This window comes from Streptomyces sp. NPDC098781, assembly GCF_044759995.1.
Classification (GTDB): Bacteria; Actinomycetota; Actinomycetes; order Streptomycetales; family Streptomycetaceae; genus Streptomyces.
Genome location: NZ_JBIWAK010000004.1, coordinates 680,240 through 705,208, shown reverse-complemented (window position 1 = coordinate 705,208; position 24,969 = coordinate 680,240). Strand labels below are relative to the sequence as shown.

Genomic DNA, 24,969 nt, shown 5'->3' with positions numbered 1-24,969 from the left:
CCTCTGCTTGCACGGGACAACTCTTGGTTGCCACGCTGTTGCTGTCTGTACAACCTGATGGGAGCGGCCAGTGACTTTCGGTGAGCAGCCGGCGTATCTGCGCGTCGCGGGTGATCTCCGCAAGAAGATCGTCGACGGCTCGCTGCCACCGCACACCCGCCTCCCGTCCCAGGCCAGGATCCGCGAGGAGTACGGCGTCTCGGACACCGTCGCGCTGGAGGCGCGCAAGGTGCTGATGGCCGAGGGGCTGGTCGAGGGCCGCTCCGGCTCCGGGACCTATGTCCGGGAGCGTCCCGTGCCGCGCCGGATCGCCCGCTCCGGCTTCCGCCCGCCGAGCGGCGCGACCCCCTTCCGCCAGGAGCAGGCCGACGGTGAGGTGCGCGGCACCTGGGAGTCCCGCAGCGCGCAGGCCGAGGCGAGCGTGGCCGTCGCCGACCGGCTCGCCATCCGGCCCGGTGACCGGGTGATGTGCACCCGGTATCTCTTCCGGGACGCCGGCGAGGCGATGATGCTGTCGACCTCCTGGGAGCCCCTCGCGGTCACCGGCCGCACCCCCGTGATGCTGCCCGAGGAAGGCCCGCTCGGCGGCATGGGCGTCGTCGAGCGCATGGCCGCCATCGACGTCGTGGTGGACAACGTCACGGAGGAGGTCGGCGCCCGCCCCGGCCTCGCCGAGGAGTTGCTCGCCCTGGGGGGCGTCCCCGGTCATGTGGTGCTGGTCATCCAGCGCACCTACTACGCGTCCGGCCGCCCGGTGGAGACCGCCGACGTGGTGATCCCCGCGGACCGGTACCGGGTCGCCTATCACCTTCCGGTGAAGTAGCGCACTTGTTCGTGAGGTAGCGCACACCTCACGGCAGTTGCCAGGGGCAGAGCCTCAACTTCCGCCCCTTGCGCCGCCGTTGGAATCTGGCCGTTTTCGCAGGTCGTCACGGGCGTGCGCGGCATGCCTGTGACCGGATGCATCGATGTCTGCGCACGGCGCGTTCGACTCCGTGCGCCCCCTGCGACTTGGCTGGTTGCGTACCTCTTTGTGAAAAGCCGTATTCGCTGCGTAAAGGTTAGGCGTAGGCTCGGGCATATGCGGATTGCGGTTTCCTTAGCGGGCGGGGCACGGCACACGCCGCGAGCGGTACCCGGGCGGCTGCGGGCGCCAAGAGGCGGCCGGTGGTCGGCGAGGGCGAGCAGCCGGTGGCGGGCGGGAAGGGGCGGTGGGACGCGATGAACGACAGCACGATCACTCTCCCCTGGCTCGTCGTCCGCCAGGACGACAACGGCAACCGCTATCGCGTCGGCCGGTACGCGACCCGGGCGGAGGCCCAGAAGATCGCGGACAGCCTCGACAGCCGCGGACACAAGCAGCTGTACTGGGTCGAGCGGATCGCGCAGAACGGCGACAGCGGGGACAACTGACCCCTGCTGAGCTCCCGTAGGCTCCGGCGCATGACGGAACGGATCGTGGTCGGTGCCGCCCTGCTGGACGACGGCCGCCTGCTCGCCGCGCGCCGCAGCGCGCCCGTGGAGCTCGCCGGGCGCTGGGAGTTGCCCGGCGGCAAGGTCGAGCCGGGCGAGACGCCCGAGGCGGCGCTCGTGCGCGAGCTGCGGGAGGAACTCGGCGTGGACGCCGAGGTGATCGAGCGGGTGCCGGGCACCTGGCCGCTGAAACCCCCTTACGCCCTTCAGGTGTGGACGGCCCGACTCCTGCCCGGCACGGGCGCACCCGAGCCTCTCGAAGACCATGACGCGCTGCGCTGGCTGGGCCCCGGGGAGCTCTGGGACGTGGACTGGCTCGACCAGGACGTGCCGGCGGTCCGGGAGGTCGCGGGGCGGCTCCGGTCCTGAAGGGGTGCTCCGGCGCCGGGAACTTCCCGGATTCCCACCCTGTCGCACACCCTTCGCACGGTACCGCCCCCTGAATATCGGGTATGCGGTCATTAACCCTGCGAAACCGGACATGGGTGAACCCGTTGGCCTGGGAAGTGATCGGCGTGATCGACACCGAAGGCGACTGCGCCGAGTGGAGCTTTCCCGCGGAGGCGGGTGCCGTGCGCGCGGCCCGTGCCGCGGTGCGGGCCCGGCTGTGCGACTGGGGGCTGGACACGCTCGCCGATGTCGCCGCGCTGCTGGTCAGCGAGCTGGTGACCAACTCCCTGCGGCACGCCACCGGCCCGATCGGTGTACGCCTGGTCCGCCCGGCCCACCTCGGTGACCTCCTCCTGGTCGAGGTCTCCGACCCGCTCCCGGACCCCCCGCGCGAACGCGTCGCCCGCCTTGAGGACGAGAGCGGCCGGGGACTCCAGCTCGTGGCGCACTCCGCGCACCGCTGGGGGACCAGACCGGGACGCAACACGGGCAAGACCGTCTGGTTCGAGCTCGCGGTGCCGGAAGGACCGGGGCGTGTCCCCGGGCCCTGTACAACCCGTCAGTAGGCGTCGATCCCAGGTGTACGTCGGCCCGCGCGCTGTCGAACGAATGGTTCAGGCCAGTGGCAGTTGGCGAACAACGTGATTCGACTGCGTGCCCGCTGGTTAGAAGTCTGGAAGTGTTTCTGCGGCCGGGACCGAAAACCATCGGGAACGTGCTGTGATCGTGAACACCGTGTTGTGCGGGACCGTAGTGCTGGATACTGCGGGCAGCCGCCGCCGGTGACCGGTGCCGGACGCGGTGAGCTGGAGGGGACGGTTCGCGTGAGCGAGATACCAGCGAAGGCCACAGGGTCCGAGGACCCGTCGGACCGCGCGAGGAGGAGGGCCGCGGACGAGCGGTCCGACGACACACAGGCCTCGCAAGCCTCACCGGACACACGGGCCACTCAGGGCACCGCGCACGACTCCGCCTTCCCGTTCGACGAGCCCCGCCCCGGCGACCCGGTCTGGCAGAGCAGCCCGCCCGGCTCGATCTACGACTACATCAAGGTCGCGTCCTTCTCCATCGGTCCCGACGGCATGGTCGACCAGTGGAGCCTGCGCGCCGAGCAGATCTTCGGCATCCCGGCCGAGCGGGCCGTAGGCATGGACCCCATAGAGGCGTTCATCGACCCGGACCGGCGTGAGCAGGGCCAGCGCAAGATGGCAGAGATCCTGGACGGACGGGAGTGGACCGGTGTGGTCCCCTTCCGGACGCCGGACGACGCCGACGGGCGGCCCGGTGAGGACGGTCTCGCCGAGGTCTACGTCATGCCGACGCGGACCGAGGACGGTGAGAAGGCCGCCGTCTGCATCGTCGTGGATGTGCGCACCCTGCGCCGGATGGAGACCGACCTCGCGGCCTCGCAGGCGATTTTCGGTCAATCTCCGTTCGGCTTCCTGCTGATCGACCCCGACCTGCGGGTACGCCGAGCCAACCACCGGTTCGCCTCCCTGTTCGGCGGGACCCCCGACGACCACCGCGGCAAGGGCGTCCACGACTATCTGCCGCGGCCCGAGGCCGACCGCGTCTCGGCCACCCTGCGCCGGGTGCTGGAGAGCGGCGACTCCATCACGGACATGCACGTCACCGGCTTTCTGCCGGGTTCCGAGGAGCGCCGTCACTGGTCGGTCAACCTGTACCGGGTGCACAGCGGCAGCGGCCGCCCCATCGGTATCGCCTGGCTCGGAACCGACATCACCGCCCGCCGCGCCGCCGCCCGCGAGGCCGCCGCCGCCCGGCGCAATCTCGCCCTGCTGAACGAGGCCGGCGCCCGCATAGGCAACTCCCTCGACCTGGAGACGACGGCCCGCGAACTCCTCGACGTGGTCGTGCCCGGCTTCTGCGACCTGGCCACCGTGGACCTCTACCAGGGCCTGTTGGCCGGCGACGAGACCCCGCCCGGCCTCGCCGACGGCAGCGCCGAGCTGCGCCGGGTCGCCTTCGCCAGCGCGGTCTCCGACGCGCCCTTCGTGGGCGGCGGCGCCCCCGTCGCGGTCGGCGCCGTGCACCACTACCCCTTCAACTCGCCCTGCGCGGACGCCCTGCGCACCGCCCGGCCGCAGCACGTGCCCGGCGAGGAGGGCGGCCTGGTGCAGTCCACCCTCGCGGTGCCGATGGTCGCCCACGACACCGTCGTAGGACTGGCGCAGTTCGCGCGGACGAAGGGCAGCGAGCCGTTCGGCGAACGGGACCGGGATCTGGCGGTCGAGCTGGCCGCGCGGGCCGCGGTGTGCATCGACAACGCCCGGCTGTACCGCCGGGAGCACGAGCGCGCGCTGATACTGCAACGGTCCCTGCTGCCGCCCGGCGACCCGGTCGCGTCCGGCCTGGACATCGCCTGCCGCTACCTGCCGGGCAACGCCTCCTCCGACCGGCCCAGCGAGGTGGGCGGCGACTGGTTCGACGTCATCGAACTGCCCGGACACCGTACGGCGTTGGTCGTAGGCGACGTCATGGGGCGCGGCCTGCGCGCGGCCGTCGCGATGGGCGAACTGCGCTCCGCCGTACGCACCCTGGCGTTGCTGGACCTCGAACCCGCGGAGGTCCTCTCGGCGTTGGACGAGATCGCGCGCGGCCTCGGCGCCCCCGGCGGCGTCCAGCAGGCCACCCGCGCCGCCCGCCGCCCCCGTGAGGCGGACCTGTCCGAGGTGTACCTGGCGACCTGTGTCTACGCGGTCTACGACTCCGTCACCCGCCGCTGCACGTTCGCGAACGCCGGCCATCTGCCGCCGGTCCTCGTCGAGCCGGGCGAGGACGCGCTGATGCTGGACGTGCCGCCCGGGATGCCGCTCGGCGTGGGCGGGGAGCCGTTCGAGGAGGTCGAGGTCGAGCTGCCGGAGGGCGCGCTGCTGGCGCTCTACACGGATGGACTCGTGGAGTCCCGCGACCACCCCCTGGACGAGGGCCTCCAGGCCTTCGTCGGCGCGCTCACCGATCCCTCCCGGCCCCTGGAGGACGTCTGCGACCACGTCCTCAACACCCTGGACACGCACCACGGCGAGGACGACATCGCGTTGCTGATGGCACGTGTCCAGGGGCTGCCCGCCGGGTCGGTCGGCGACTGGACCCTCCCGCGCGAACCGCGCAGCGTGGGCCGCGCCCGCGAGTACGCCCGCGGTCAGCTGCTGTCCTGGGACATGGAGCCGTTGGTCGACACGACGGAACTCCTGGTCAGCGAACTGGTCACCAACGCCCTGCGCTACGGCGAGGGCGAGATCAGACTCCGCCTCCTGCTGGACCGCACCCTGGTCTGCGAGGTCTGGGACTCCGGCCTGGTCCAGCCACGCCGACGCCGTGCCCGCGACACCGACGAGGGCGGCCGTGGCCTCCAACTCGTCGGCCTTCTCAGCGCGGCCTGGGGCTCCCGCCGCACCCCACGGGGCAAGACGGTGTGGTTCGAACTCCCCCTGCCGGACGGCGAGAACGGACTGACGGATCCGGCGGAGGCGTTGCTCAGCCTGTTCTGAGGTGTCCCGCGTCGGGGCGGCCGCTCACGCGAGGGGCGTGCCGCCCCGACGGGCCCGGCTGTGTGGGCCGCCGAAGGCAGCTGCCGCGCCGTCTTCCTCCGGTCTGCCGGTCAGCAGGACGCCGCCGAGGACCGCCCCGGCGAGTCCGTCGACGTCGGCGCCCCGGGAATCGACGGGATGGCCGTACAGGCGGATGTCCTGCTCGGCCAGCTCGCGGGCCTGTCGGCCCAGGGTGTCGGCCGTGACGAGGTCGGCGAGTTCCGTGCGCGGGCTGCGCCCGGGCGGCCGGGGGACCGGGGGAGCGAGCAGCCGTCGTGCCTCCGCCAGCCGGGTGCGTGCCTCGCCGCCCACGGCCGCGCGATGCGTCGCGACGACGTCGTCCGCCCCGGCGACCGCACCCCGCGCGCAGACCAGGGCGGCGGCCGGAATCACCCAGGCCCGCCCCGCGACGACGGGCGCGACGCCCCGCACGATGCTCCGCAACAGGTCGAGAGGGTCGTACGGCCGCCCCGACGCCAGCTCCTCCCGTACGCCGGCCAGGACGAGATCGGCATGCACGACCCGCGCCCGCAGCTCCCCGGGAGGAACGTCCGCGTACTCGGACGACTCGGCCGCCGCCCGGTCCCCCCGCGCTCCGGCGATCTCCACCTCGCCCCCCGTCAGCGCGGACGGCACCATCGACGCGGCCGTCGCCAGGTCCCCGGCGAGCCGTTCGACGCCGTCGATGAAGACGGCGGCCTGGGCGATGGCGCCCTCGGCGGCGCGCAGTTGAGCCGCGGCGCGTGCGTTCTCGCCCAAGTCGGCCGACTGGCGGGCGTGGTTGAGGCGGGTCGTGGCGAACACCAGTCGGTCCTTGGCCTGTTCGACATGACCCGCGACGGGCGCGGTCGCGGAGGGCGCGTACCGCTCCCCGCACTCCCGCAGGACCGCACCGACAGCCGCCGCCCGCCCGGTCAGCTCCCGGAACCTCCCCTCGGCGACGGCCAGGCCCTGCCCGAGCCCGCCGCCCAGCCCCTCCTCCAGCCCTCGCACCTGGTCGAACGCGGCGGCCCGCCCGTCCAGCAACCGCCCCGCCTCCGCGCACCGCCCGACGATCCCCGCCAGCGCGTGCCGCCGAGCCGCGCCCTCCTCGGGAACCCCGCCCTCGAACTGCCACCGCATCCGGAACGCCACTGCCAACTCGGCCTCCGCGTCTCGCAGCACCCCCGCGAAGGGCTCGACACGCTCGGCGTCCCCCACCCCGAACCGCCCCGCGACGAACCCCAGCTCCTCGCCGCTGACCCGTACCCAGTCGTCCGCCGCCACCAGCGAGGCCCGCGCCCGCTCGTCGAGCTCCCCGACGGGCGGCTCCGCGACCTCAACCGCCGCCCCACCGGGAGTCGTACGGCTCCGCGCCCGCCGTCTGCGCCGCACGAACCCGTACCCCGCGACCACTCCCACCGCGCCCACGGCCGCCACCGGCAGGACGAGGTCGACGGCGGAACTCCCCTCGTCCTCCCGCTGCCCCACCGCCCCCGCGACGGGCCGCTCCGCCCCGCCCGCGACCGCACCCCCGCCACCGACCGTCAGAGCGGGCAGCACCAGCCACACCACCCCGACCAGCCCACCCACCAGCGTGTGCACCACCCGCGCCGATATCTGCGAGCGCCCACGCCGCGGCCGGCCGCGTATCAAGGATGACGTCACATTTCGGAGCGTATGGGCACCAATGGCCCCGCGCGACCGGGGTGCGTCCAGGGTGGGGTGGAGTGACGAGGGAGGTGCGGGGGCCGCCGAAAGCCCATGCGGACGGCCGATCGCGGGTCATCCTGGAGCAAAAATCTCCGCTACACCGTGGAGTTCCTCGTGCTCGGCACCGCACGATGACGCCATGCACTGGATCATTACGGCGACGGGCGTGCTCGCCGTGTCGGCGGGTGTGATGGCCGGGCTCGCGGCGATCGTGGCGGGATGGGTCCCGCCGTGGGGCCGCCGCGAGGTCACGCGTCCGACGCTGTGGGGGTACGGCACGGTGGTGGCGGCCGTCGGCATGGCCGGGTTCATGTTCCTCGGCCCGCTCGGCACCCGGCCCTTCGCCCACATGCAACTGGGGACGGCGGGGCTGGCCGCGTTCCTCGCCGGCACGGTCATGCAGGTCGCCGCGGCGGCCGCGCCCCGTGTTCCCCGCTGACCCGCCCTACGAAGACCGCCTCCTGATCTTCGACCCCAGCCACACCAGCGGGTCGTACTTGCGGTCGACGGCCCGTTCCTTCAGGGGGATCAGCGCGTTGTCCGTGATCTTGATGCCCTCGGGGCAGACCTCCGTGCAGCACTTGGTGATGTTGCAGTAGCCGAGGCCGTGTTCGTCCTGGGCGGTCTTCTTGCGGTCCAGGCCGGTCTCGCTCGCCGCGTCCAGCGGGTGCATGTCGAGTTCGGCGACCCGCATCAGGAAGCGCGGGCCCGCGAACGCCGGCTTGTTCTCCTCGTGGTCGCGCACCACATGACAGGTGTCCTGGCACAGGAAGCACTCGATGCACTTGCGGAACTCCTGCGAGCGGTCCACGTCCTCCTGCATCATGCGGTACTCGCCGGGAGCCAGTTCGGCGGGCGGTACGAAGGCGGGTACCTCGCGCGCCTTGGTGTAGTTGAAGCCGACGTCCGTGACCAGGTCCCGTACGACGGGAAACGCCCGCAGCGGGGTGACGGTGATCGTCTCCTCCGGGGTGAACACCGACATCCGCGTCATGCACATCAGCCGCGGCCGCCCGTTGATCTCGGCCGAACACGAACCGCACTTGCCCGCCTTGCAGTTCCAGCGGACGGCGAGATCGGGCGCCTGCGTGGCCTGGAGCCGGTGGATGATGTCGAGGACCACCTCGCCCTCGTTCACCTCGACCTGGAAGTCCTCCAGACCGCCGCCCCCCACATCGCCCCGCCACACCTTGAATCGGGCCTTGTAGCTGCTCACTGGTAGAGCTCCTCTTCGGCGAGGTACTTGACCAGCTCCTCCTTGTCGAAGAGAGCCAGCAGATCCTGGCGGACGGGTTCGGTGGTCTCCCGTACGAGATTGATCTGGCCGCGCTCCGGGTCGGTGGCCGCGAGGCCGCCCGTCGGGTCGGCGAGGTGGCACAGCAGATTGACGTTGCGCCACTTGCGGTCCATCGTCGGGTGGTCCTCACGGGTGTGCCCGCCCCGCGACTCCGTGCGCTCCAGCGCGGCCCGCGCCACACACTCGCTGACCAGCAGCATGTTGCGCAGGTCGAGCGCGAGGTGCCAGCCCGGATTGAACTGCCGGTGCCCCTCGACCCCGGCCCGACGGGCACGTACGCGCAGCTCGGCGAGCTTCTCCAGCGCCTGCTCCATCTCGCCCTCGCGACGGATGATCCCGACCAGGTCGTTCATGGTCTGCTGGAGTTCCTGGTGGAGGGTGTACGGGTTCTCCGGCGGGCGCCCGTCGTCCTCGCTCCCGGCCGGCCCCTCCGCCGAGAACGGCCGCAGCGCCTCCGCCGCCGCCGAGTCGATCTGGAGGTCGCTGACCTCGGGGCGCTCGAAGGCCTGGGCCGCCGCGTGCTCGGCGGCGTGCCACCCGGCCCGGCGGCCGAACACCAGCAGGTCGGAGAGGGAGTTCCCGCCCAGTCGGTTCGAGCCGTGCATACCGCCGGCGACCTCACCGGCCGCGAACAGCCCCGGGATCCCACGCGCCGCCGCCGTGTCGGAGTCGACCGCGATACCGCCCATGACGTAGTGGCAGGTCGGCCCGACCTCCATCGCCTCCGCCGTGATGTCCACGTCCGCCAGCTCCTTGAACTGGTGGTACATGGAGGGCAGGCGCCGGCGGATGACCTCAGCCGGCATACGGGTGGACACGTCCAGGAAGACCCCGCCGTGCGGGGATCCCCGCCCCGCCTTCACCTCGGAGTTGATCGCCCGCGCCACCTCGTCGCGAGGCAGCAGCTCAGGAGGCCGCCGGTTGTTGTCCGGGTCCTCGTACCAGCGGTCGCCCTCCTCCTCCGACTGGGCGTACTTCTCCTTGAAGACGTCGGGGATGTAGTCGAACATGAACCGCTTGCCCTCGGAGTTGCGCAGCACCCCTCCGTCGCCGCGCACCGACTCCGTGACCAGGATCCCCTTCACCGACGGCGGCCAGACCATGCCCGTCGGGTGGAACTGCACGAACTCCATGTTGAGCAGCGGGGCGCCCGCCAGCAGCGCCAGCGCGTGCCCGTCGCCCGTGTACTCCCACGAGTTCGACGTCACCTTGAAGGACTTGCCGATCCCGCCCGTCGCGATCACGACGGCCGGGGCGTCCAGGACGAAGAAGCGGCCGGTCTCACGGTCGTAGGCGAAGACCCCCGAGACCCGGCTTCCGTCCTTGAGGATCCGGGTGACCGTGCACTCCTGGTAGACCTTCAGCCGGGACTCGTAGTCCCCGGTCTCCTTCTTGTCCTCCTGTTGCAGCGACACGATCTTCTGCTGGAGCGTGCGGATCAGTTCCAGGCCGGTGCGGTCGCCGACGTGCGCCAGACGCGGGTACTCGTGGCCGCCGAAGTTGCGCTGCGAGATACGGCCGTCCTTGGTGCGGTCGAAGAGCGCGCCCCAGGTCTCCAGCTCCCAGACCCGCTCGGGCGCCTCCTGCGCGTGCAACTCGGCCATCCGCCACTGGTTGAGGAACTTGCCGCCGCGCATGGTGTCGCGGAAGTGCACCTGCCAGTTGTCGTGCTCGTTGGCGTTGGCCATGGCCGCCGCGATGCCCCCCTCGGCCATCACGGTGTGCGCCTTGCCGAACAGCGACTTGCAGATCACGGCCGTACGGGCGCCTCGCTCGCGTGCCTCGATCGCCGCCCGGAGCCCCGCCCCTCCGGCGCCGACCACGACGACGTCCCACTCCTGCCGTTCGACCACGGACATTTGTTTCAGTCCCCACTCAATCTAGAAGAAGCGCGGATCGTCGAAGACCCCGGACGCGACGAGATAGACGTAGAAGTCGGCGAGCGCCACGCTCACCAGCGACGCCCACGCCAGCTGCATGTGCCGGGCGTTGAGCTTCCCGATCCACTGCCACATGCGGTAGCGCACGGGGTGCTTGGAGAAGTGCTTGAGCTTGCCGCCGACGATGTGCCGGCAGGAGTGGCAGGACAGGGTGTACGCCCAGATCAGCGCGATGTTGGCGAGGAAGACGAGGGTGCCGAGGCCCATGTGGCCCCACTCGTAGTTCTCGTCGCGGAAGGCGAGCACGGTGTCGTACGTCAGGATCCCGGCGACCAGGAGCGCGGCGTAGAAGAAGTACCGGTGGATGTTCTGGAGGATCAGCGGGAAGCGGGTCTCTCCGGAGTACTTCTTGTGCGGCTCCGCCACCGCGCAGGCCGGGGGCGACATCCAGAAGCCGCGGTAGTAGGCCTTGCGGTAGTAGTAGCAGGTCAGCCGGAAGCCGAGCGGGAAGATCAGGATGATGATCGCGGGGGAGATGCCCCACCAGCTCCCGAAGAGGTCCCAGTTCGGCCCGGCCCGCATGGTCTCGCAGTTCTCCGCGAGACAGGGCGAGTAGAACGGGGAGACGTACGGCGCCGCGTAGTAGTCCGCGTTGGCGAAGGCCCGCCAGGTCGAGTACACGATGAACGCCAGCAGACCGGCCGCGGTGACGGCCGGGGCCAGCCACCAGCGGTCGGTCCGCAGGTGCGGGGCGGTGATCGCGGCGCGCGTACCGGTTCGTACGCCGCCGCTGTTCAGATGGGGTTCCGTACCAGTGGCCAATGCATGACTCCGGTCGGGTCAGGGGGAGGGATCAGGGGGCTCGGCGGTCCCGGGCGCCGAGACCCTCGTCGTCCGTGTCGATCCACAGAGAGTCGTCGTACGGCGTGTCGGGGATGGTGACGAGCTCCGGCCTGCGCTGCCCGGCCGGGGTCGCGGCCGACTCCCGTAGCAGCGCCACGCTTTCGCGCAGATGGTCGGCGTCGGTGCGCACACGGCGCATCTCCAGCCCGCCGGGGCCCAGCTGCTGTTCGAGGCGGCCCACGGACCGGGCCAGGTCGTCGAGGCAGCGCTGGACAGTTGTCAGGTCGTCTTGCACGGACATGACGTGACCTCACTTCCGTGGGCTCTTCGGCCCTGGGTGGCAACGTTCATGCGCCTGCGAGTGTCGCGCGTCACACCTGCCTCTGTGAAGGCATGTGCAGCGATTGGCGGATTGCACGCCTGGGACGCGCGCCTGCACGCGCTCTGTGTACGCCGGGGAGTCGAAGGAGTGCGAGCGGCGCGTTGCTCCGCATGGGTGAGCTTGCGCGCGCTCGCCGCCGTGTCGGCTCCGCCTGACGAACCCTTTCCTCTTCAGTGGGGTGCCTTAGATCTGATCAACTCCAAAATACCGCCAAAAGTGATCAGAAGGCACTAATTGTCACCGGCGGGAGTGGCTCCCCGGAGGTACCTGAGATGTCCCACGACGGCGTCGGAACCAGGCCTGGCCGCAACGCGGTCATGCGTTCGGTCGCGTTCCTCACCGCGGGGGTGCTCGCGGTACCCGCGCTCGCCGGTTGCAGCGACCCGGACCCGGCCGGCAAACCGCTGGCCGGACAGGACATCGCCTCGGCCGGCCGGGCCGAGATCACCGACGGCGGCACTCTGCGGTGGGCCGTGGACGCCATGCCGGAGACGCTGAACACCTTCCAGTCGGACGCCGACGCCACCACGACCCGGATCGCGCAGGCCACCCTGCCCTCGATGTTCCGGCTCGACCCGAGCGGGCGCCCGGAGCGCAACCCGGCCTATCTGGAGTCGGCCAAGATCGTCGAGACCGAGCCCAAGCAGGTCGTTCTGTACAAGCTCGACCAGCAGGCCGTCTGGAGCGACGGCCGGGAGATCAGCGCCGCCGACTTCTCCGCCCAGTGGCGAGCTCTGTCCGGTCGGGACAGCGCCTACTGGACCGCCCGCAACGCCGGGTACGACCGCATCGAGAAGATCGAGCGCGGCGACAACGACCTGGAGGTGCGGGTCACCTTCGGACGGCCGTACGCCGACTGGCGCTCGCTGTTCTCGCCGCTGTACCCCAAGGAGGTCATGGGCACGCCGGACTCGTTCAACGACGGGGCGCGGCGCAAGCTCAAGGTCAGCGCCGGGCCGTTCCTCGTCAAGAAGATCGACCGTAAGGGCGACGAGGTCCTGCTCACCCGCAACCCCCGCTGGTGGGGCGAGCCGGCCAAGCTGAACGAGATCGTGCTGCGGGCCGTGCCGCGCGAGGAGCGGGCCGCGGCGCTGGCCGCCGGGCGGCTCGACCTGGCCGAGGTGGACCCCACCGCGGCCCGGCGCATCGCGCTCGCCGCGCCGCCGCGGCCGGTCACCGCCAGCGCCTCCGGTACGCCGCTCAGCTCCAGCTCCCCGCTGATGGGCCCGGACCGGCGCACCCTGACGCCCGAGCAGCGGCGGGACAAGGCGAAGTTCCAGGGCTTCGAGGTGCGCAAGTCGCTGGAGCCGGCGTACACCCAGCTCGCCCTCAACGGCGGTGACGGTCCGTTCGCCGACGAGCGGGTGCGGCGGGCGGTGGCACGCGCGATCGACCGCGAGGAACTGGCGAAGCTGGTCCTCTCCCCGCTCGGCCTGCCCACCGAGCCGCTCGGCAGCCATCTCGCCCTGTCCGGCCAGGCGGCGTACGCCGACAACAGTGGCGCGATCGGCGACCAGGACACGGCCGAGGCACAGGCGCTGCTCGCGGACGCGGGCTGGGTGCCGGGTGGACCGGTCGAGCAGGAGAAGAAGAAGGGGGAGAAGGCCGCGGGGAGCGAGGCGGACAAGGGCGAGAAGGGGCAGAAGGGGGAGAAGAGCGAGAAGAGCGAGAAGAGCGAGAAGGGGGAGAAGAGCGAGAAGAGCGAGAAGAGCGAGAAGGGGGAGAAGAGCGAGAAGAGCGAGAAGGGGGAGAAGAGCGAGAAGGGGGAGAAGAGCGAGAAGGGGGAGAAGGGGGAGAAGAAGCCGGAGGGGAGCGAAGGGAAGAAGAAGGAGTCCGACTCCGCCGGAGACAAGGGGACGTACATCGTCGGAGAGGACAACAAGGGGGACGGCGACGAGGGCCACACGGGCAAGCACCTCGCCCAGGACGGCAAGCAGTACGGCAACAAGCAGCTCCAGCAGGGCGGTGCCCCCGGCGCCTACGCCCCGCAGGGCACCCCCGCACCGGCCGGCGCGGCGGCGCGTCCGCTGGCGAAGGACGGCAAGGCGCTGACGCTGCGCTTCGTGGTGCCGTCGGGGCAGGGCTCGCAGACGCTGCGCACGGTGGCCGACCGGATCGGGATCATGCTGGAGCGGGTCGGGATCCGTACGGTGATCACCAAGGTCTCGGACGAGAGCTACTTCAAGGACCACATCGCCTCCGGCCAGTACGACCTCGCCCTCTACTCCTGGCCGGCCTCCGCCTACCCCGCGACCGACGCCCGCCCCATCTACGCCAAGCCCGTACCAGCCGCCGACGGCTCGCTGAACGTGGAGCAGAACTACACACGGGTCGGCACCGACCAGGTGGACCAGCTCTTCGACCAGGCCATCGCCACGCTGGACGAGTCCGAGTCCCGTGCGCTCATCCGCAAGGCGGACTCCCGCATCTGGGCGGCGGCCGGCTCGCTCCCCCTCTTCCAGCGGCCCCAGCTCATGGCGGCGCGAACCAATGTCGCCAACGCGGGTGCCTTCGGCTTCGGGACGCCGGTGTACGAGGACATGGGGTTCCTGAAGAAGGCGGCGGCGGGGGCGCCGGTGGGCGGATCGTCCCCCGACGGACTTCCGTCGTCGTAGCTCAGAAACCGCTCAAGCCGCTTGCCGTCCCGGTCCGACGCCCGCAGCATGATCCCAGCAGCGATCACGGTGCGGGCGTCGACCGCGTCCGCACCTCGGGGGAGGGGCGACGACCATGCGCACCACGACACGACGGACCTGGGCGGCGGGATGGGCCGCGGCGGCGATGCTGGCGGGGCTCGCGGCCTGCACCGGCGACAAGCAGGAACACGACAAGGACGAGCCCGGGAGCAGCGGAAAGAGCGACAAGGCCGTGGTGAAGGCGTGCGCCGGCGGCACCTTCACCTGGTCCGGTGTCGAGGAGAGGGACAGGCTGACCGGCGTCGCCGAGATGCAGCTGGTGGGGAAGGGCGGGGGCGAGCTGACGAAGCCGGTGAAACGGGTGTACACCCCGCGCCCCTCGGTGCGGACGCAGGGGCCGGCTGTCTCCTCGGCCGAGGTCCTGTTCTCGCTGGGCAAGAAGATCGGCGAAATCGACACCGACGCCCGCACGCTGGCGGAGGTGGACGGTGATGAGTGGGCTTTCACCGACGTGAACGTCAAGGCTCCGGCCCTCAACGACGGCACCAGCGAGCTGGACGGCGCCGGAAAGTTCGTGCACTTCACGGGGGTGCGCGAAGTGACCGGCGACTTCAGCTATGCCTGCCCCGGCGGCAAGACCTCCACGGGGCACGCACGGAGCTGGAGGGTCACCATCGACGGCATTCTCGACTGCGACGATCCTGCCAGCGACGACCCCGAGGACTACGCCCTCGAAGCCGCCCGGCTTTCCTGCGCAGAAGGCTCCCCGGCCACCAAGGGGGCCTGACGCCGCCCGCCCGCCGAGCCCCCGCCGCGGCGGCCCCGTACCATGGGGTGAGGCCGTGGCATGTTCCGCCCGGCAGGGCCCGCGTATCACAGACGTACGCGAGAGCCGTCCTCACCACTCCGGGAGTACGCCGCAATATGGCCACGCGCCACGACATCCGCAACGTCGCCATCGTCGCCCACGTCGACCACGGCAAGACCACCATCGTCGACGGCATGCTGAAGCAGGCCGGTGCCTTCGCCGCGCACCAGCTCGACTCCGTCGACGACCGCATGATGGACTCGAACGACCTGGAGCGTGAGAAGGGCATCACGATCCTCGCCAAGAACACGGCGGTGAAGTACCACCCCAAGGACGGCGGGGACCCGATCACGATCAACATCATCGACACCCCCGGCCACGCCGACTTCGGTGGCGAGGTCGAGCGCGGTCTGTCGATGGTCGACGGTGTCGTGCTCCTCGTCGACGCCTCCGAGGGCCCGCTCCCGCAGACCCGCTTCGTGCTGCGCAAGGCCCTCCAGCAGCGGCTGCCCGTCATCCTGTGCATCAACAAGACGGACCGCCCGGACTCCCGGATCGACGAGGTCGTCAACGAGACGTACGACCTCTTCCTCGACCTGGACGCCGACGAGGACCAGATCGAGTTCCCGATCGTCTACGCCTGCGGCCGGGACGGCGTCGCCTCGCTGACCAAGCCGGAGGACGGGACGGTCCCCGCGGACTCCACCAGCCTGGAGCCCTTCTTCTCGACGATCCTGGAGCACATCCCGGCCCCGACCTACGACGAGGCCGCCCCGCTCCAGGCCCACGTCACCAACCTGGACGCCGACAACTTCCTCGGCCGTATCGCGCTGCTCCGCGTCGAGCAGGGCGAGCTGCGCAAGGGCCAGACCGTCACGTGGATCAAGCGCGACGGCACCATGTCCAACGTCCGCATCACCGAGCTGCTGATGACCGAGGCGCTCACCCGCAAGCCCGCCGAGATGGCCGGCCCCGGTGACATCTGCGCCGTCGCCGGTATCCCGGACATCATGATCGGTGAGACCCTCGCCGACACCGAGAACCCGATCGCGCTCCCGCTGATCACGGTCGACGAGCCCGCGATCTCCATGGTCATCGGTACCAACACCTCGCCGCTGGTCGGCCGTGGCGCCACCGGCAAGGGCGCGGACGCCAAGGCCGCGGTCAAGGACCGCAAGGTCACGGCCCGTCAGGTCAAGGACCGCCTGGACCGCGAGCTGATCGGTAACGTCTCCCTCCGTGTGCTCGACACCGAGCGCCCGGACGCCTGGGAGGTCCAGGGCCGTGGTGAGCTCGCGCTCGCCATCCTGGTCGAGCAGATGCGCCGCGAGGGCTTCGAGCTGACCATCGGCAAGCCCCAGGTCGTCACCAAGGAGGTCGACGGCAAGACCTACGAGCCCGTCGAGCGCATGACGATCGACGTGCCCGAGGAGCACATGGGCGCGGTCACGCAGCTCATGGGCGTCCGCAAGGGCCGTATGGACAACATGTCCAACCACGGCTCCGGCTGGGTCCGCATGGAGTTCGTCGTCCCGTCCCGCGGTCTGATCGGCTTCCGTACCGAGTTCCTGACCCAGACCCGCGGCACCGGCATCGGCCACTCCATCCACGAGGGCTTCGAGCCCTGGTTCGGCACGCTCCAGACCCGCAACAACGGCTCGCTCGTGGCCGACCGGTCCGGCGCCGTCACCGCGTTCGCGATGACGAACCTCCAGGAGCGCGGTGTGCTGTTCACCGACCCCGGCACCGAGGTGTACGAGGGCATGATCGTCGGCGAGAACTCGCGCTCCGACGACATGGACGTGAACATCACCAAGGAGAAGAAGCTCACGAACATGCGGTCGTCCTCGGCCGACTCGTTCGAGGCGATCGTCCCGCCGCGCAAGCTCTCGCTGGAGCAGTCCCTGGAGTTCTGCCGCGACGACGAGTGCGTCGAGGTGACCCCGGAGGCCGTCCGTATCCGCAAGGTCGTGCTCGACCAGCGTGACCGCGCCCGCACCGCGAGCCGCGCCAAGCACGGCTGACCTACCGGCCTTACGACGACGGCACCGGACGCCCAGGGCGTCCGGTGCCGTCGTGGCTTCTGCGTGGCTTCCGCGTGACTTCTCGGCGTCGTAGGGAAAACCCTCGATTTGCTCGGGATGGTGCCTTCGTGTGCCCGGCTCCCACTACCCTGCTGTGGATCTGCTGTGGCGACTTTTCGAAGCCTCGATGTACACACAGCGACCTCGCGGCGCAGGTGCGCACCCTGCACACCAAGCCCGCCACGCGCAACTTCTTTATGCCTCCGGTGTCCGGAATGCGAACGGCTGCCACCGATAGATGTGTAACAAGTCCGTTTCGTAGTGGTCTTTCGGCAAACCCTTTGTCCGGATTTTGGAAGAAGTAGGCGCAAGGTGTGATCGAACCGAGACCTTAGAGGTGTGGTTCGGTCCGTGGCGGATGGCAGATAGTTAGGCGCGTAGAGCTCGGAAGAACGGGTAACGCGCGTCAGGCGGCGCCGTCTCGCGAGCGCGGGGGCACCAAGTCTTCTCCGATACCGGCGACGGGCGGTGACGGTGAAGTGTCGGGTGCTCCCTTTTGCGGTGAACCAATGGACTCATGAGGAGGAACCCATGCGCGGTGCCAAGAGCGCCAAGTGGGTCGCGGGTGCGATAACCGTTGCTCTGGCGGCCACCGCCTGCGGCGGCAGTGACGGTGACAGCGAGGCGAACAAGGGGTCCGGCCCCGCCGGCTACGTCTCGATCGACGTCGGTGAGCCGCAGAAGCCGCTGATCCCGGCTGACACCAACGAGAGCAACGGCTCGTACGTCATTCAGTCCCTGTTCACGCAGCTGCTGGACTTCGACGCCAAGGGCAACATCGTCTACACGAATGCCGAGTCGGTCGAGACCACGGACTCCAAGACGTGGACCGTGAAGCTCAAGAAGGGCTGGAAGTTCCACAACGGCGAGGCCGTCACGTCCAAGTCGTACGTCGACGCGTGGAACTGGTACGCCAACATCAAGAACAACCAGCAGAACTCCTTCTGGTTCCAGGACATCAAGGGCTACGACGATGTCCACCCGGAGAAGGGCGACCCGAAGGCCGACACGATGTCCGGCCTGAAGATCGTGGACGACACCACCTTCACCATCGAGCTGAAGTACACGATGCCGTACTTCAACTACAAGCTGGGCTACACCACGTGGGCCCCGCTGCCCAAGGTCTTCTACGACGACCCGAAGGCCTTCGGCCAGAAGCCGGTCGGCAACGGTCCCTACACCTTCGAGAAGTGGGACCACAAGAAGCTCATCCAGGTCAAGGCCTGGGGTGACTACCAGGGCCCGAACAAGGCGCAGAACAAGGGCGTCCAGTTCAAGTCCTACACAACGCTCGAGGCCGCCTACAAGGACGTCGTCTCCGGCAACCTGGACATGATCCGCCAGGTCGGCCCGACCGACCTGCCGAAGTACAAGCAGGACCTGGGCGACGGCGCCATCGAGCAGCCGTACGCGGCCATCCAGTCGCTGACCCCGGCGTTCTACTCCAAGACCTTCAAGGACATCGACCCGAAGGTCCTTCAGGGCCTGTCGATGGCGATCGACCGTGACACGATCACCAAGACGGTTCTGAACAACACCCGTACGCCGGCCAAGTCGTTCACGCCGCCGGGTGTCAAGGGCAACCAGGACCTGAACACCGACGTGTTCACGTACAACCCGGAGAAGGCCAAGCAGCTCATCAAGGAGGGCGGCGGCGTTCCGGGCAACAAGTTCACCATTCAGTACAACACTGACGGTGGGCACAAGGAGTGGGTGACCGCGGTCTGCGAGTCCATCCGCAAGGCCACCGGTGTCGACTGCGTCGGCGACCCGAAGCCGGACTTCGCCACGGACCTCGAGGCCCGTGACAACGACCAGGTGAAGGGTATGTACCGCGGTGGTTGGGTTGCCGACTACCCGGTCAACGCCAACTTCATGAAGGAGCTGTACCACAGCACCGCCGAGGCCAACAACGGTCGCTTCTCCAACGCGGAGATCGACAAGCTGATGAACGAGGCCGACAAGGCCAAGTCCCTCGACGAGTCGGTGAAGGCCTTCCAGGAGGTCGAGAAGAAGCTGGTCGAGCACATGCCGGCCATCCCGCTCTGGTACTACCGCATCAACGGCGGCCACGGTAAGAGCGTCGACAACGTCAACGTCGACTTCCACGGTGACCTCGAAGTGTGGGCTGTCACCAAGAAGTAAGAGGAGTCTTCGAGCCTCTTCCCACTCGGCCGTAAACCCGCCACCGTTCAGGTGGCGGTGGAGGTGCGGGGGGCCGTTTCCTGACCGGAGGCGGCCCCCGCGCCTGCGTTAACCCCTCACGGAGGCACCTATGGGGCGTTATGTCGCGCGGCGACTGCTCCAGATGATCCCGGTGTTCATCGGGTCAACCTTGATCATCTTCTGCATGATGTACGCCCTGCCCGGCGATCCCGTCCGGGCGATGATGGGGGATCAGGCGTACGACCCGACGGTGGTCGCGAGTATCAAGAAGGAACTCGGCCTTGATCAGCCGCTGCTCCAGCAGTACGCGAACTACATGATCGGGCTGTTCCAGGGCGACTTCGGTACCCAGATCGCCAGCCAGCGGCCCATCGCGGACATCATCCTCGACGCCTTCCCGGTGACGATCAGACTGACGCTCTTCGCCTTCACCTTCGTCACGCTCGTGGGTATCGGCCTCGGTGTCATCGCCGGTCTGCGCCCCGACACACTGCGTGACCGCGGACTGCTGACGCTGACGCTGTTCCTCGTCTCGATGCCGTCCTTCGTGCTGGGCTTCCTGCTTCAGTACCTGCTCGCATTCAAGTGGTCGGTCACGACCCCCACGGTGACCGACTCGACGGACTTCTCCCAACTCGCGCTCCCTGCCACCGTGCTGGCGTCGCTCTCACTCGCTTACGTCGCCCGATTGACCCGCACGTCGATCGCGGAGAACCTGCGCTCCGACTACATCCGCACCGCCGTGGCCAAGGGCCTGCCGCGCCGCCGTATCGTCGGTGTCCACCTGATGCGCAACTCGCTGATCCCCGTGGTCACCTTCCTCGGTATCGAGATCGGCAGCCTGATGACCGGCGCCATCGTGACCGAGGGCATCTTCAACGTGCGGGGTATCGGCATCGAGATCTACGAGGCGCTCAGCCGGCGTGAGGGCGCCACGGTCGTGGGCATCGCCTCGCTCATGGTGCTCATCTACCTCGCTGCCAGCTTGATCGTCGACCTGCTTTACGCGGTCCTGGACCCGAGGATCCGGTATGCCTGACAAGACCGTGGAGAAACAGGTCGACGCGCTTCCCGGTGACACCGTGAGCACCGCGGGCGTCGTCGTGACCGACGCGGGCCCGGCCCCCGAGAAGGCGCGCAGCCTGTGGTCCGACGCCTGGCACGACCTGCGGCGCAACCCGCTGTTCCTGATCTCGGCCGTGCTGATCGTGTTCCTGCTGGTGATGTCGATCTGGCCGGGACTGTTCACCAGCGCCTCGCCGCGCGACGCCGACCTGGCCAAGCACTATCTGGGGAAGCCGAACTGGGGCCACCTGTTCGCTCCGGACTGGTTCGGCTACGACGTCCAGGGCCGTTCGATCTACGCGCGTGTCGTCTACGGTGCCCGCGCCTCGATCACCGTCGGTGTGGGTGTCACCATCGCCGTGACGGTCATCGGCACGGTCATCGGCATGGTCGCCGGCTACTTCGGCGGCTGGACCGACACCCTGCTCTCGCGGCTGACCGACATCTTCCTCGGCATCCCGTTCCTGCTCGGTGCCCTGGTCGTGCTCAACTCCTTCGACAACCGCACCGTCTGGGTCGTCATCATGGCCCTGGCCTTCCTCGGCTGGACCCAGATCGCCCGAGTGGCCCGCGGTGCCGTGATCACCATCAAGCAGGCTGACTACGTGGTGGCGGCCAAGGCCCTGGGCGCCTCGACGTCCCGGATCCTGTTCCGGCACATCCTGCCCAACGCGCTCGCACCCATCATCGTCGTGGCGACCATCGCGCTCGGCGGCTACATCGCCGCCGAAGCCACCCTGTCCTTCCTCGGTGTCGGCCTCGGTGACTCGGCCGTGTCCTGGGGCGGCGACGTGGCGCGAGGACGTGAGCAGCTCCGTATCGCCCCCCACACCCTGATCGTCCCGTCGGTGATGGTCTCGATCACGGTGCTCTCGTTCCTTATGTTCGGCGATGCGGTACGCAACGCCCTCGACCCCAAGCTGCGCTGAGGGAGGCGTACGTGACCATCATCGACGAAGTGGCCGAAGGCTCCACGCCGGACGGCTCCGAGGACACGGGCCGCCCGCTGCTCGAAGTCCGCGACCTGCACGTGGAGTTCCACACCCGTGACGGTGTCGCCAAGGCCGTCAACGGCGTCAACTACTCGGTCGCCGCGGGCGAGACGCTCGCCGTGCTCGGCGAGTCCGGCTCCGGCAAGTCCGTGACCGCGCAGGCGATCATGGGCATCCTCGACATGCCGCCCGGCCGCATCCCCAAGGGGGAGATCCTCTTCCGCGGCCAGGACATGCTGAAGATGTCCAACGAGGAGCGCCGGAAGATCCGCGGCAGCAGAATCGCCATGATCTTCCAGGACGCGCTGTCCTCGCTGAACCCGGTCCTGTCCGTCGGCTACCAGCTCGGCGAGATGTTCCGTGTCCACCAGGGCATGTCCAAGAAGGAAGCCAAGGCCAAGGCGATCGAGCTGATGGACCGGGTGAAGATCCCGGCCGCCGCGGCTCGTGTGAACGACTACCCGCACCAGTTCTCGGGCGGTATGCGCCAGCGCATCATGATCGCGATGGCGCTCGCCCTGGAGCCGGACCTGATCATCGCCGACGAGCCCACCACGGCCCTCGACGTCACCGTCCAGGCCCAGGTCATGGACCTGCTCGCGGACTTGCAGCGCGAGTACAACATGGGTCTCATCCTGATCACCCACGACCTCGGCGTGGTCGCCGACGTCGCGGACAAGATCGCGGTGATGTACGCCGGGCGCATCGTGGAGCGCGCCCCGGTCCACGAGCTGTACAAGCGCCCCGCGCACCCGTACACCAAGGGCCTGCTGGAGTCGATCCCGCGCCTGGACCAGAAGGGCCAGGAGCTCTACGCGATCAAGGGTCTGCCGCCCAACCTGCTGCGCATCCCGACCGGTTGCGCCTTCAACCCCCGCTGCCCCCAGGCCCAGGACATCTGCCGTACGGACGTCCCGGCCCTGCACCCCGTCGCCGAGCGGGACGGCAGCGAGCTGGTCGGCCGCGGTTCGGCCTGCCACTTCTGGAAGGAGACGATCCATGGCTGAGCTCAGCAAGAACGACGAGCAGCAGGACGCCACGCCGAACGTCTCCGACGTCGAGGTCGTCGACGCCCACACCGAGTCGGAGGCGGTCGCCGCCATCGAGGCGCCGGTCGAGCGGGGCGAGCCGATCCTTCAGGTGCGCAACCTGGTCAAGCACTTCCCGCTCACCCAGGGCATCCTCTTCAAGCGGCAGATCGGCGCGGTCAAGGCGGTCGACGGCCTGTCCTTCGACCTGTACCAGGGGGAGACCCTGGGCATCGTGGGCGAGTCCGGCTGTGGCAAGTCCACCGTCGCCAAGCTCCTGATGAACCTGGAGCGGGCGACGGCCGGGGAGATCTTCTACAAGGGCCAGGACGTCACCAGGCTGTCCGGGCGCGCGATGAAGGCGGTCCGCCGGAACATCCAGATGGTGTTCCAGGACCCGTACACCTCCCTCAACCCCCGTATGACGGTGGGCGACATCATCGGGGAGCCCTTCGACATCCACCCCGAGGTGGCCCCGAAGGGCGACCGGCGCCGGCGGGTGCGCGAGCTGCTGGACGTGGTCGGTCTCAACCCCGAGTACATCAACCGCTACCCGCACCAGTTCTCCGGCGGTCAGCGCCAGCGCATCGGCATCGCCCGAGGGCTGGCTCTGAACCCCGAGATCATCATCTGCGACGAGCCGGTCTCCGCGCTGGACGTCTCGGTGCAGGCGCAGGTCATCAACCTGATGGAGCGACTTCAGGACGAGTTCAACCTGTCGTACGTCTTCATCGCGCACGACCTGTCGATCGTCCGGCACATCTCGGACCGGGTCGGGGTCATGTACCTCGGCAAGATGGCCGAGATCGGCACCGACGAGCAGATCTACGACCACCCGACGCACCCCTACACCCAGGCGCTGCTGTCGGCGGTCCCGGTCCCCGACCCGGAGGCGCGCGCCAACCGCGAGCGGATCATCCTCACCGGCGACGTCCCGTCCCCGGCCAACCCGCCGTCGGGCTGCCGCTTCCGCACCCGCTGCTGGAAGGCCCAGGACAAGTGCGCCGAAGAGGTCCCGCTGCTGGCGATCCCCGAGCGCTTCAAGGACTCGGACTCCCCGGCGGCCCACGAGTCGGCGTGCCACTTCGCCGAGGAGAAGGACGTCGTCCACGCGGCGTGACCTGACATCGCCCACGACACAGAGGGCCGCGAACCCGCAGTGGTTCGCGGCCCTCTGCGCGTGGGCCGGATAGCGCCGGGTGCGGCGGGGAGGAGATGCCGGGAGGATGCTGCACCACATCGAGCTGTGGGTCCCCGACCTGTCCCGCGCGGTACGCGAATGGGGCTGGCTCCTCACCCGGCTCGGCTACGAGCCGTACCAGGAGTGGCAGCACGGACGCAGTTGGCGGCAGGGGAGCGCGTATCTCGTCGTCGAGCAGTCACCGGCGATGACCGGGACCGAGTACGACAGGACTCGTCCAGGCCTGAACCACCTGGCGTTCCACGCCGGAAGCCGCGAACAGGTCGACGCCCTGGCCGCCGAAGCGCCCGCTCACGGCTGGACACCGCTCTTCCCGGACCGCTACCCGTACGCCGGGGGCCCTGGGCACTACGCCGCGTATCTGGCGAACACGGACGGATTCGAGGCCGAGTTGGTCGCCACGGAGGAGGCTCCGCCCGTCGTCACGCGGTGAAGTTCGTCTGTGCTCAGTGCCCGGTGGCCGGCGACTTGAGGTCCCTCTCCCCGCTCACGCGGTGACATTCGCTCGTGCCCAGTGGCACGCCACCTGGGCTTCGGTGCCGCCGGTCAGGACCGCCGGGTCCTGGGTGCGGCAGGAGTGGGCGACGCCTGCTCGTTCCGCCTCGCCGCTTGCCAGGATCTGGCAGCGGGGGTGGAAGCGGCAGCCGGAGGGGATGCGGGTCGGGTCGGAGGGTTCGCCGGAGAGCACGACCGGGGCGCCCGGGGCCTCCGGCAGTACGGACAGCAGGGCCTGGGTGTAGGGGTGCCGGGGTGCCGTGAGGACCTGCTCCACGTCTCCCGTCTCCGCGATCCGGCCCAGATACATCACCGCCACCCGGTCCGCGACGTTCCACGCCAGTCCCAGGTCGTGCGTCACCACCAGCGCGGACAGGCCCAGCTCCGCGCGCAGACGCAGCAGCAGGGCCAGGATCTCGCCGCGCACCGAGGCGTCCAGGGAGGCCACCGGTTCGTCGGCGACGATCAGTTCCGGCTGGAGCACCAACGCGCCGGCGATGATGACACGTTGCCGCTGGCCGCCGGACAACTCGTGCGGGTACCGCAGGAAGAACCGCTCCGGAGGGCGCAGGCCCGCCCGTGCGAGGGCCTCGGCGACCGTCGCCCGCTCGTCACCGCCGTAGCCATGGATGCGCAGGCCCTCGGCGACCGCGTCGTACACCGTGTGCCGGGGATTCAGCGATCCGCTGGGGTCCTGCAACACCAGCTGGACACGCTTGCGGTACGCCTTCAGCGCCCCGGAGGTGTACTCCAGCGGCTCGCCGGCGAAGCGGACCCGTCCCGCCGTCGGTCGGACCAGACCCAGCAGGGAACGCGCCAGCGTGGACTTGCCGCAGCCGGACTCGCCGACCAGCGCGACGATCTCGCCCGGCCGGATGTCCAGATCGACGCCGTCGACGGCACGGGCGGGCGGGCTGCCGTGCCGGCCCGGGAACGTGACGTGCAGGCCCTCGACGGACAGCAGGGAAGCGGCGTCCGGGGAGTGC

At 69.6% G+C, this 24,969-nt stretch carries 21 protein-coding genes; 15 read left to right on the top strand and 6 right to left on the bottom strand.

Annotated elements, in window-relative coordinates; translation table 11 throughout:
- The first annotated feature begins 70 nt into the window (after positions 1 to 70).
- From ACIQWG_RS20080 to ACIQWG_RS20060, 5 genes are all read left to right on the top strand, one after another.
- A complete protein-coding gene (locus tag ACIQWG_RS20080) occupies positions 71 to 823 on the top strand; it encodes a GntR family transcriptional regulator (RefSeq protein ID WP_404097355.1) in 753 nt (250 codons plus the stop codon).
- A 398-nt stretch (positions 824 to 1,221) separates the two neighbouring features.
- Positions 1,222 to 1,413, top strand: coding sequence for an SPOR domain-containing protein (locus tag ACIQWG_RS20075; protein ID WP_404097743.1), 192 nt, complete (start codon positions 1,222 to 1,224; stop codon positions 1,411 to 1,413).
- 30 nt (positions 1,414 to 1,443) lie between these two features.
- Positions 1,444 to 1,842: a (deoxy)nucleoside triphosphate pyrophosphohydrolase gene (locus tag ACIQWG_RS20070; RefSeq protein WP_404097352.1), complete on the top strand. Its 399-nt coding sequence runs from the start codon at positions 1,444 to 1,446 to the stop codon at positions 1,840 to 1,842.
- A 116-nt stretch (positions 1,843 to 1,958) separates the two neighbouring features.
- On the top strand, positions 1,959 to 2,429 hold the full coding sequence (locus tag ACIQWG_RS20065; RefSeq protein WP_404097349.1) for an ATP-binding protein: 471 nt from the start codon (positions 1,959 to 1,961) through the stop codon (positions 2,427 to 2,429).
- A 258-nt stretch (positions 2,430 to 2,687) separates the two neighbouring features.
- Complete coding sequence (locus tag ACIQWG_RS20060; RefSeq protein WP_404097346.1) at positions 2,688 to 5,375, top strand: SpoIIE family protein phosphatase; 2,688 nt, start codon at positions 2,688 to 2,690, stop codon at positions 5,373 to 5,375.
- Between the two features lie 24 nt (positions 5,376 to 5,399).
- Here ACIQWG_RS20060 and ACIQWG_RS20055 read toward each other — a convergent pair whose 3' ends face one another.
- The gene (locus tag ACIQWG_RS20055) at positions 5,400 to 7,061 is read right to left on the bottom strand and encodes a hypothetical protein (protein WP_404097343.1); all 1,662 of its coding nucleotides are present in this window, start codon (positions 7,059 to 7,061) and stop codon (positions 5,400 to 5,402) included.
- Positions 7,062 to 7,245: 184 nt separating this feature from the next.
- Here ACIQWG_RS20055 and ACIQWG_RS20050 point away from each other — a divergent pair, with 184 nt between their 5' ends.
- The gene (locus ACIQWG_RS20050) at positions 7,246 to 7,545 is read left to right on the top strand and encodes a hypothetical protein (protein WP_404097340.1); all 300 of its coding nucleotides are present in this window, start codon (positions 7,246 to 7,248) and stop codon (positions 7,543 to 7,545) included.
- A 6-nt stretch (positions 7,546 to 7,551) separates the two neighbouring features.
- On the opposite strand, the gene ACIQWG_RS20045 is transcribed toward ACIQWG_RS20050, so the two are convergent.
- The 4 genes from ACIQWG_RS20045 to ACIQWG_RS20030 are packed head-to-tail and all read right to left on the bottom strand — an operon-like array spanning position 7,552 to position 11,427.
- Positions 7,552 to 8,322: a succinate dehydrogenase/fumarate reductase iron-sulfur subunit gene (locus tag ACIQWG_RS20045; RefSeq protein ID WP_404097337.1), complete on the bottom strand. Its 771-nt coding sequence runs from the start codon at positions 8,320 to 8,322 to the stop codon at positions 7,552 to 7,554.
- Positions 8,319 to 10,262 (bottom strand): fumarate reductase/succinate dehydrogenase flavoprotein subunit, encoded by a 1,944-nt coding sequence (locus tag ACIQWG_RS20040; RefSeq protein WP_404097334.1) that lies wholly within the window; start codon positions 10,260 to 10,262, stop codon positions 8,319 to 8,321. Before ACIQWG_RS20040 ends, ACIQWG_RS20045 begins: the two co-directional genes overlap by 4 nt.
- A gap of 21 nt (positions 10,263 to 10,283) precedes the next feature.
- Positions 10,284 to 11,105, bottom strand: a complete 822-nt coding sequence (locus ACIQWG_RS20035; RefSeq protein ID WP_404097331.1) for a hypothetical protein — start codon at positions 11,103 to 11,105, stop codon at positions 10,284 to 10,286.
- Between the two features lie 31 nt (positions 11,106 to 11,136).
- Positions 11,137 to 11,427, bottom strand: a complete 291-nt coding sequence (locus tag ACIQWG_RS20030) for a hypothetical protein (RefSeq protein WP_404097329.1) — start codon at positions 11,425 to 11,427, stop codon at positions 11,137 to 11,139.
- A gap of 353 nt (positions 11,428 to 11,780) precedes the next feature.
- Here ACIQWG_RS20030 and ACIQWG_RS20025 point away from each other — a divergent pair, with 353 nt between their 5' ends.
- The 9 genes from ACIQWG_RS20025 to ACIQWG_RS19985 all read left to right on the top strand — a co-directional run bounded on the left by ACIQWG_RS20025 (position 11,781) and on the right by ACIQWG_RS19985 (position 23,921).
- Entirely contained in the window at positions 11,781 to 14,123 is a 2,343-nt protein-coding gene (locus ACIQWG_RS20025; RefSeq protein WP_404097326.1) for an ABC transporter family substrate-binding protein, read from the top strand.
- 115 nt (positions 14,124 to 14,238) lie between these two features.
- The gene (locus ACIQWG_RS20020; RefSeq protein WP_404097324.1) at positions 14,239 to 14,931 is read left to right on the top strand and encodes a hypothetical protein; all 693 of its coding nucleotides are present in this window, start codon (positions 14,239 to 14,241) and stop codon (positions 14,929 to 14,931) included.
- A 137-nt stretch (positions 14,932 to 15,068) separates the two neighbouring features.
- Positions 15,069 to 16,976: a translational GTPase TypA gene (gene typA / locus ACIQWG_RS20015; RefSeq protein ID WP_404097321.1), complete on the top strand. Its 1,908-nt coding sequence runs from the start codon at positions 15,069 to 15,071 to the stop codon at positions 16,974 to 16,976.
- A gap of 591 nt (positions 16,977 to 17,567) precedes the next feature.
- Positions 17,568 to 19,181 carry an ABC transporter substrate-binding protein gene (locus ACIQWG_RS20010; RefSeq protein WP_404097319.1) on the top strand — a complete coding sequence of 538 codons (1,614 nt, stop codon included), beginning with the start codon at positions 17,568 to 17,570 and terminating at the stop codon, positions 19,179 to 19,181.
- Positions 19,182 to 19,311: 130 nt separating this feature from the next.
- On the top strand, positions 19,312 to 20,241 hold the full coding sequence (locus ACIQWG_RS20005; protein WP_404097316.1) for an ABC transporter permease: 930 nt from the start codon (positions 19,312 to 19,314) through the stop codon (positions 20,239 to 20,241).
- The gene (locus ACIQWG_RS20000; protein WP_404097313.1) at positions 20,234 to 21,196 is read left to right on the top strand and encodes an ABC transporter permease; all 963 of its coding nucleotides are present in this window, start codon (positions 20,234 to 20,236) and stop codon (positions 21,194 to 21,196) included. Before ACIQWG_RS20005 ends, ACIQWG_RS20000 begins: the two co-directional genes overlap by 8 nt.
- Positions 21,197 to 21,207: 11 nt before the next feature.
- Positions 21,208 to 22,266: an ABC transporter ATP-binding protein gene (locus ACIQWG_RS19995; RefSeq protein ID WP_404097310.1), complete on the top strand. Its 1,059-nt coding sequence runs from the start codon at positions 21,208 to 21,210 to the stop codon at positions 22,264 to 22,266.
- Positions 22,259 to 23,407 (top strand): ABC transporter ATP-binding protein, encoded by a 1,149-nt coding sequence (locus ACIQWG_RS19990; RefSeq protein WP_404097308.1) that lies wholly within the window; start codon positions 22,259 to 22,261, stop codon positions 23,405 to 23,407. The genes ACIQWG_RS19995 and ACIQWG_RS19990 overlap by 8 nt, the downstream gene beginning before the upstream one ends.
- Positions 23,408 to 23,513: 106 nt before the next feature.
- Positions 23,514 to 23,921, top strand: coding sequence for a VOC family protein (locus tag ACIQWG_RS19985; RefSeq protein ID WP_404097305.1), 408 nt, complete (start codon positions 23,514 to 23,516; stop codon positions 23,919 to 23,921).
- 54 nt (positions 23,922 to 23,975) lie between these two features.
- On the opposite strand, the gene ACIQWG_RS19980 is transcribed toward ACIQWG_RS19985, so the two are convergent.
- The gene (locus tag ACIQWG_RS19980) at positions 23,976 to 24,947 is read right to left on the bottom strand and encodes an ABC transporter ATP-binding protein (RefSeq protein WP_404097740.1); all 972 of its coding nucleotides are present in this window, start codon (positions 24,945 to 24,947) and stop codon (positions 23,976 to 23,978) included.
- Positions 24,948 to 24,969: the final 22 nt, after the last annotated feature.

Coding starts and splice junctions, on each gene's coding strand:
- ACIQWG_RS20010 (WP_404097319.1), top strand. CDS start 17,568: ATGCGCGGTGCCAAGAGCGCCAAGTGGGTCGCGGGTGCGATAACCGTT.
- typA (WP_404097321.1), top strand. CDS start 15,069: ATGGCCACGCGCCACGACATCCGCAACGTCGCCATCGTCGCCCACGTC.
- ACIQWG_RS20050 (WP_404097340.1), top strand. CDS start 7,246: ATGCACTGGATCATTACGGCGACGGGCGTGCTCGCCGTGTCGGCGGGT.
- ACIQWG_RS19985 (WP_404097305.1), top strand. CDS start 23,514: ATGCTGCACCACATCGAGCTGTGGGTCCCCGACCTGTCCCGCGCGGTA.
- ACIQWG_RS20005 (WP_404097316.1), top strand. CDS start 19,312: ATGGGGCGTTATGTCGCGCGGCGACTGCTCCAGATGATCCCGGTGTTC.
- ACIQWG_RS20020 (WP_404097324.1), top strand. CDS start 14,239: ATGCGCACCACGACACGACGGACCTGGGCGGCGGGATGGGCCGCGGCG.
- ACIQWG_RS20030 (WP_404097329.1), bottom strand. CDS start 11,427: ATGTCCGTGCAAGACGACCTGACAACTGTCCAGCGCTGCCTCGACGAC.
- ACIQWG_RS20000 (WP_404097313.1), top strand. CDS start 20,234: ATGCCTGACAAGACCGTGGAGAAACAGGTCGACGCGCTTCCCGGTGAC.
- ACIQWG_RS20070 (WP_404097352.1), top strand. CDS start 1,444: ATGACGGAACGGATCGTGGTCGGTGCCGCCCTGCTGGACGACGGCCGC.
- ACIQWG_RS20025 (WP_404097326.1), top strand. CDS start 11,781: ATGTCCCACGACGGCGTCGGAACCAGGCCTGGCCGCAACGCGGTCATG.
- ACIQWG_RS20040 (WP_404097334.1), bottom strand. CDS start 10,262: ATGTCCGTGGTCGAACGGCAGGAGTGGGACGTCGTCGTGGTCGGCGCC.
- ACIQWG_RS19990 (WP_404097308.1), top strand. CDS start 22,259: ATGGCTGAGCTCAGCAAGAACGACGAGCAGCAGGACGCCACGCCGAAC.
- ACIQWG_RS20075 (WP_404097743.1), top strand. CDS start 1,222: ATGAACGACAGCACGATCACTCTCCCCTGGCTCGTCGTCCGCCAGGAC.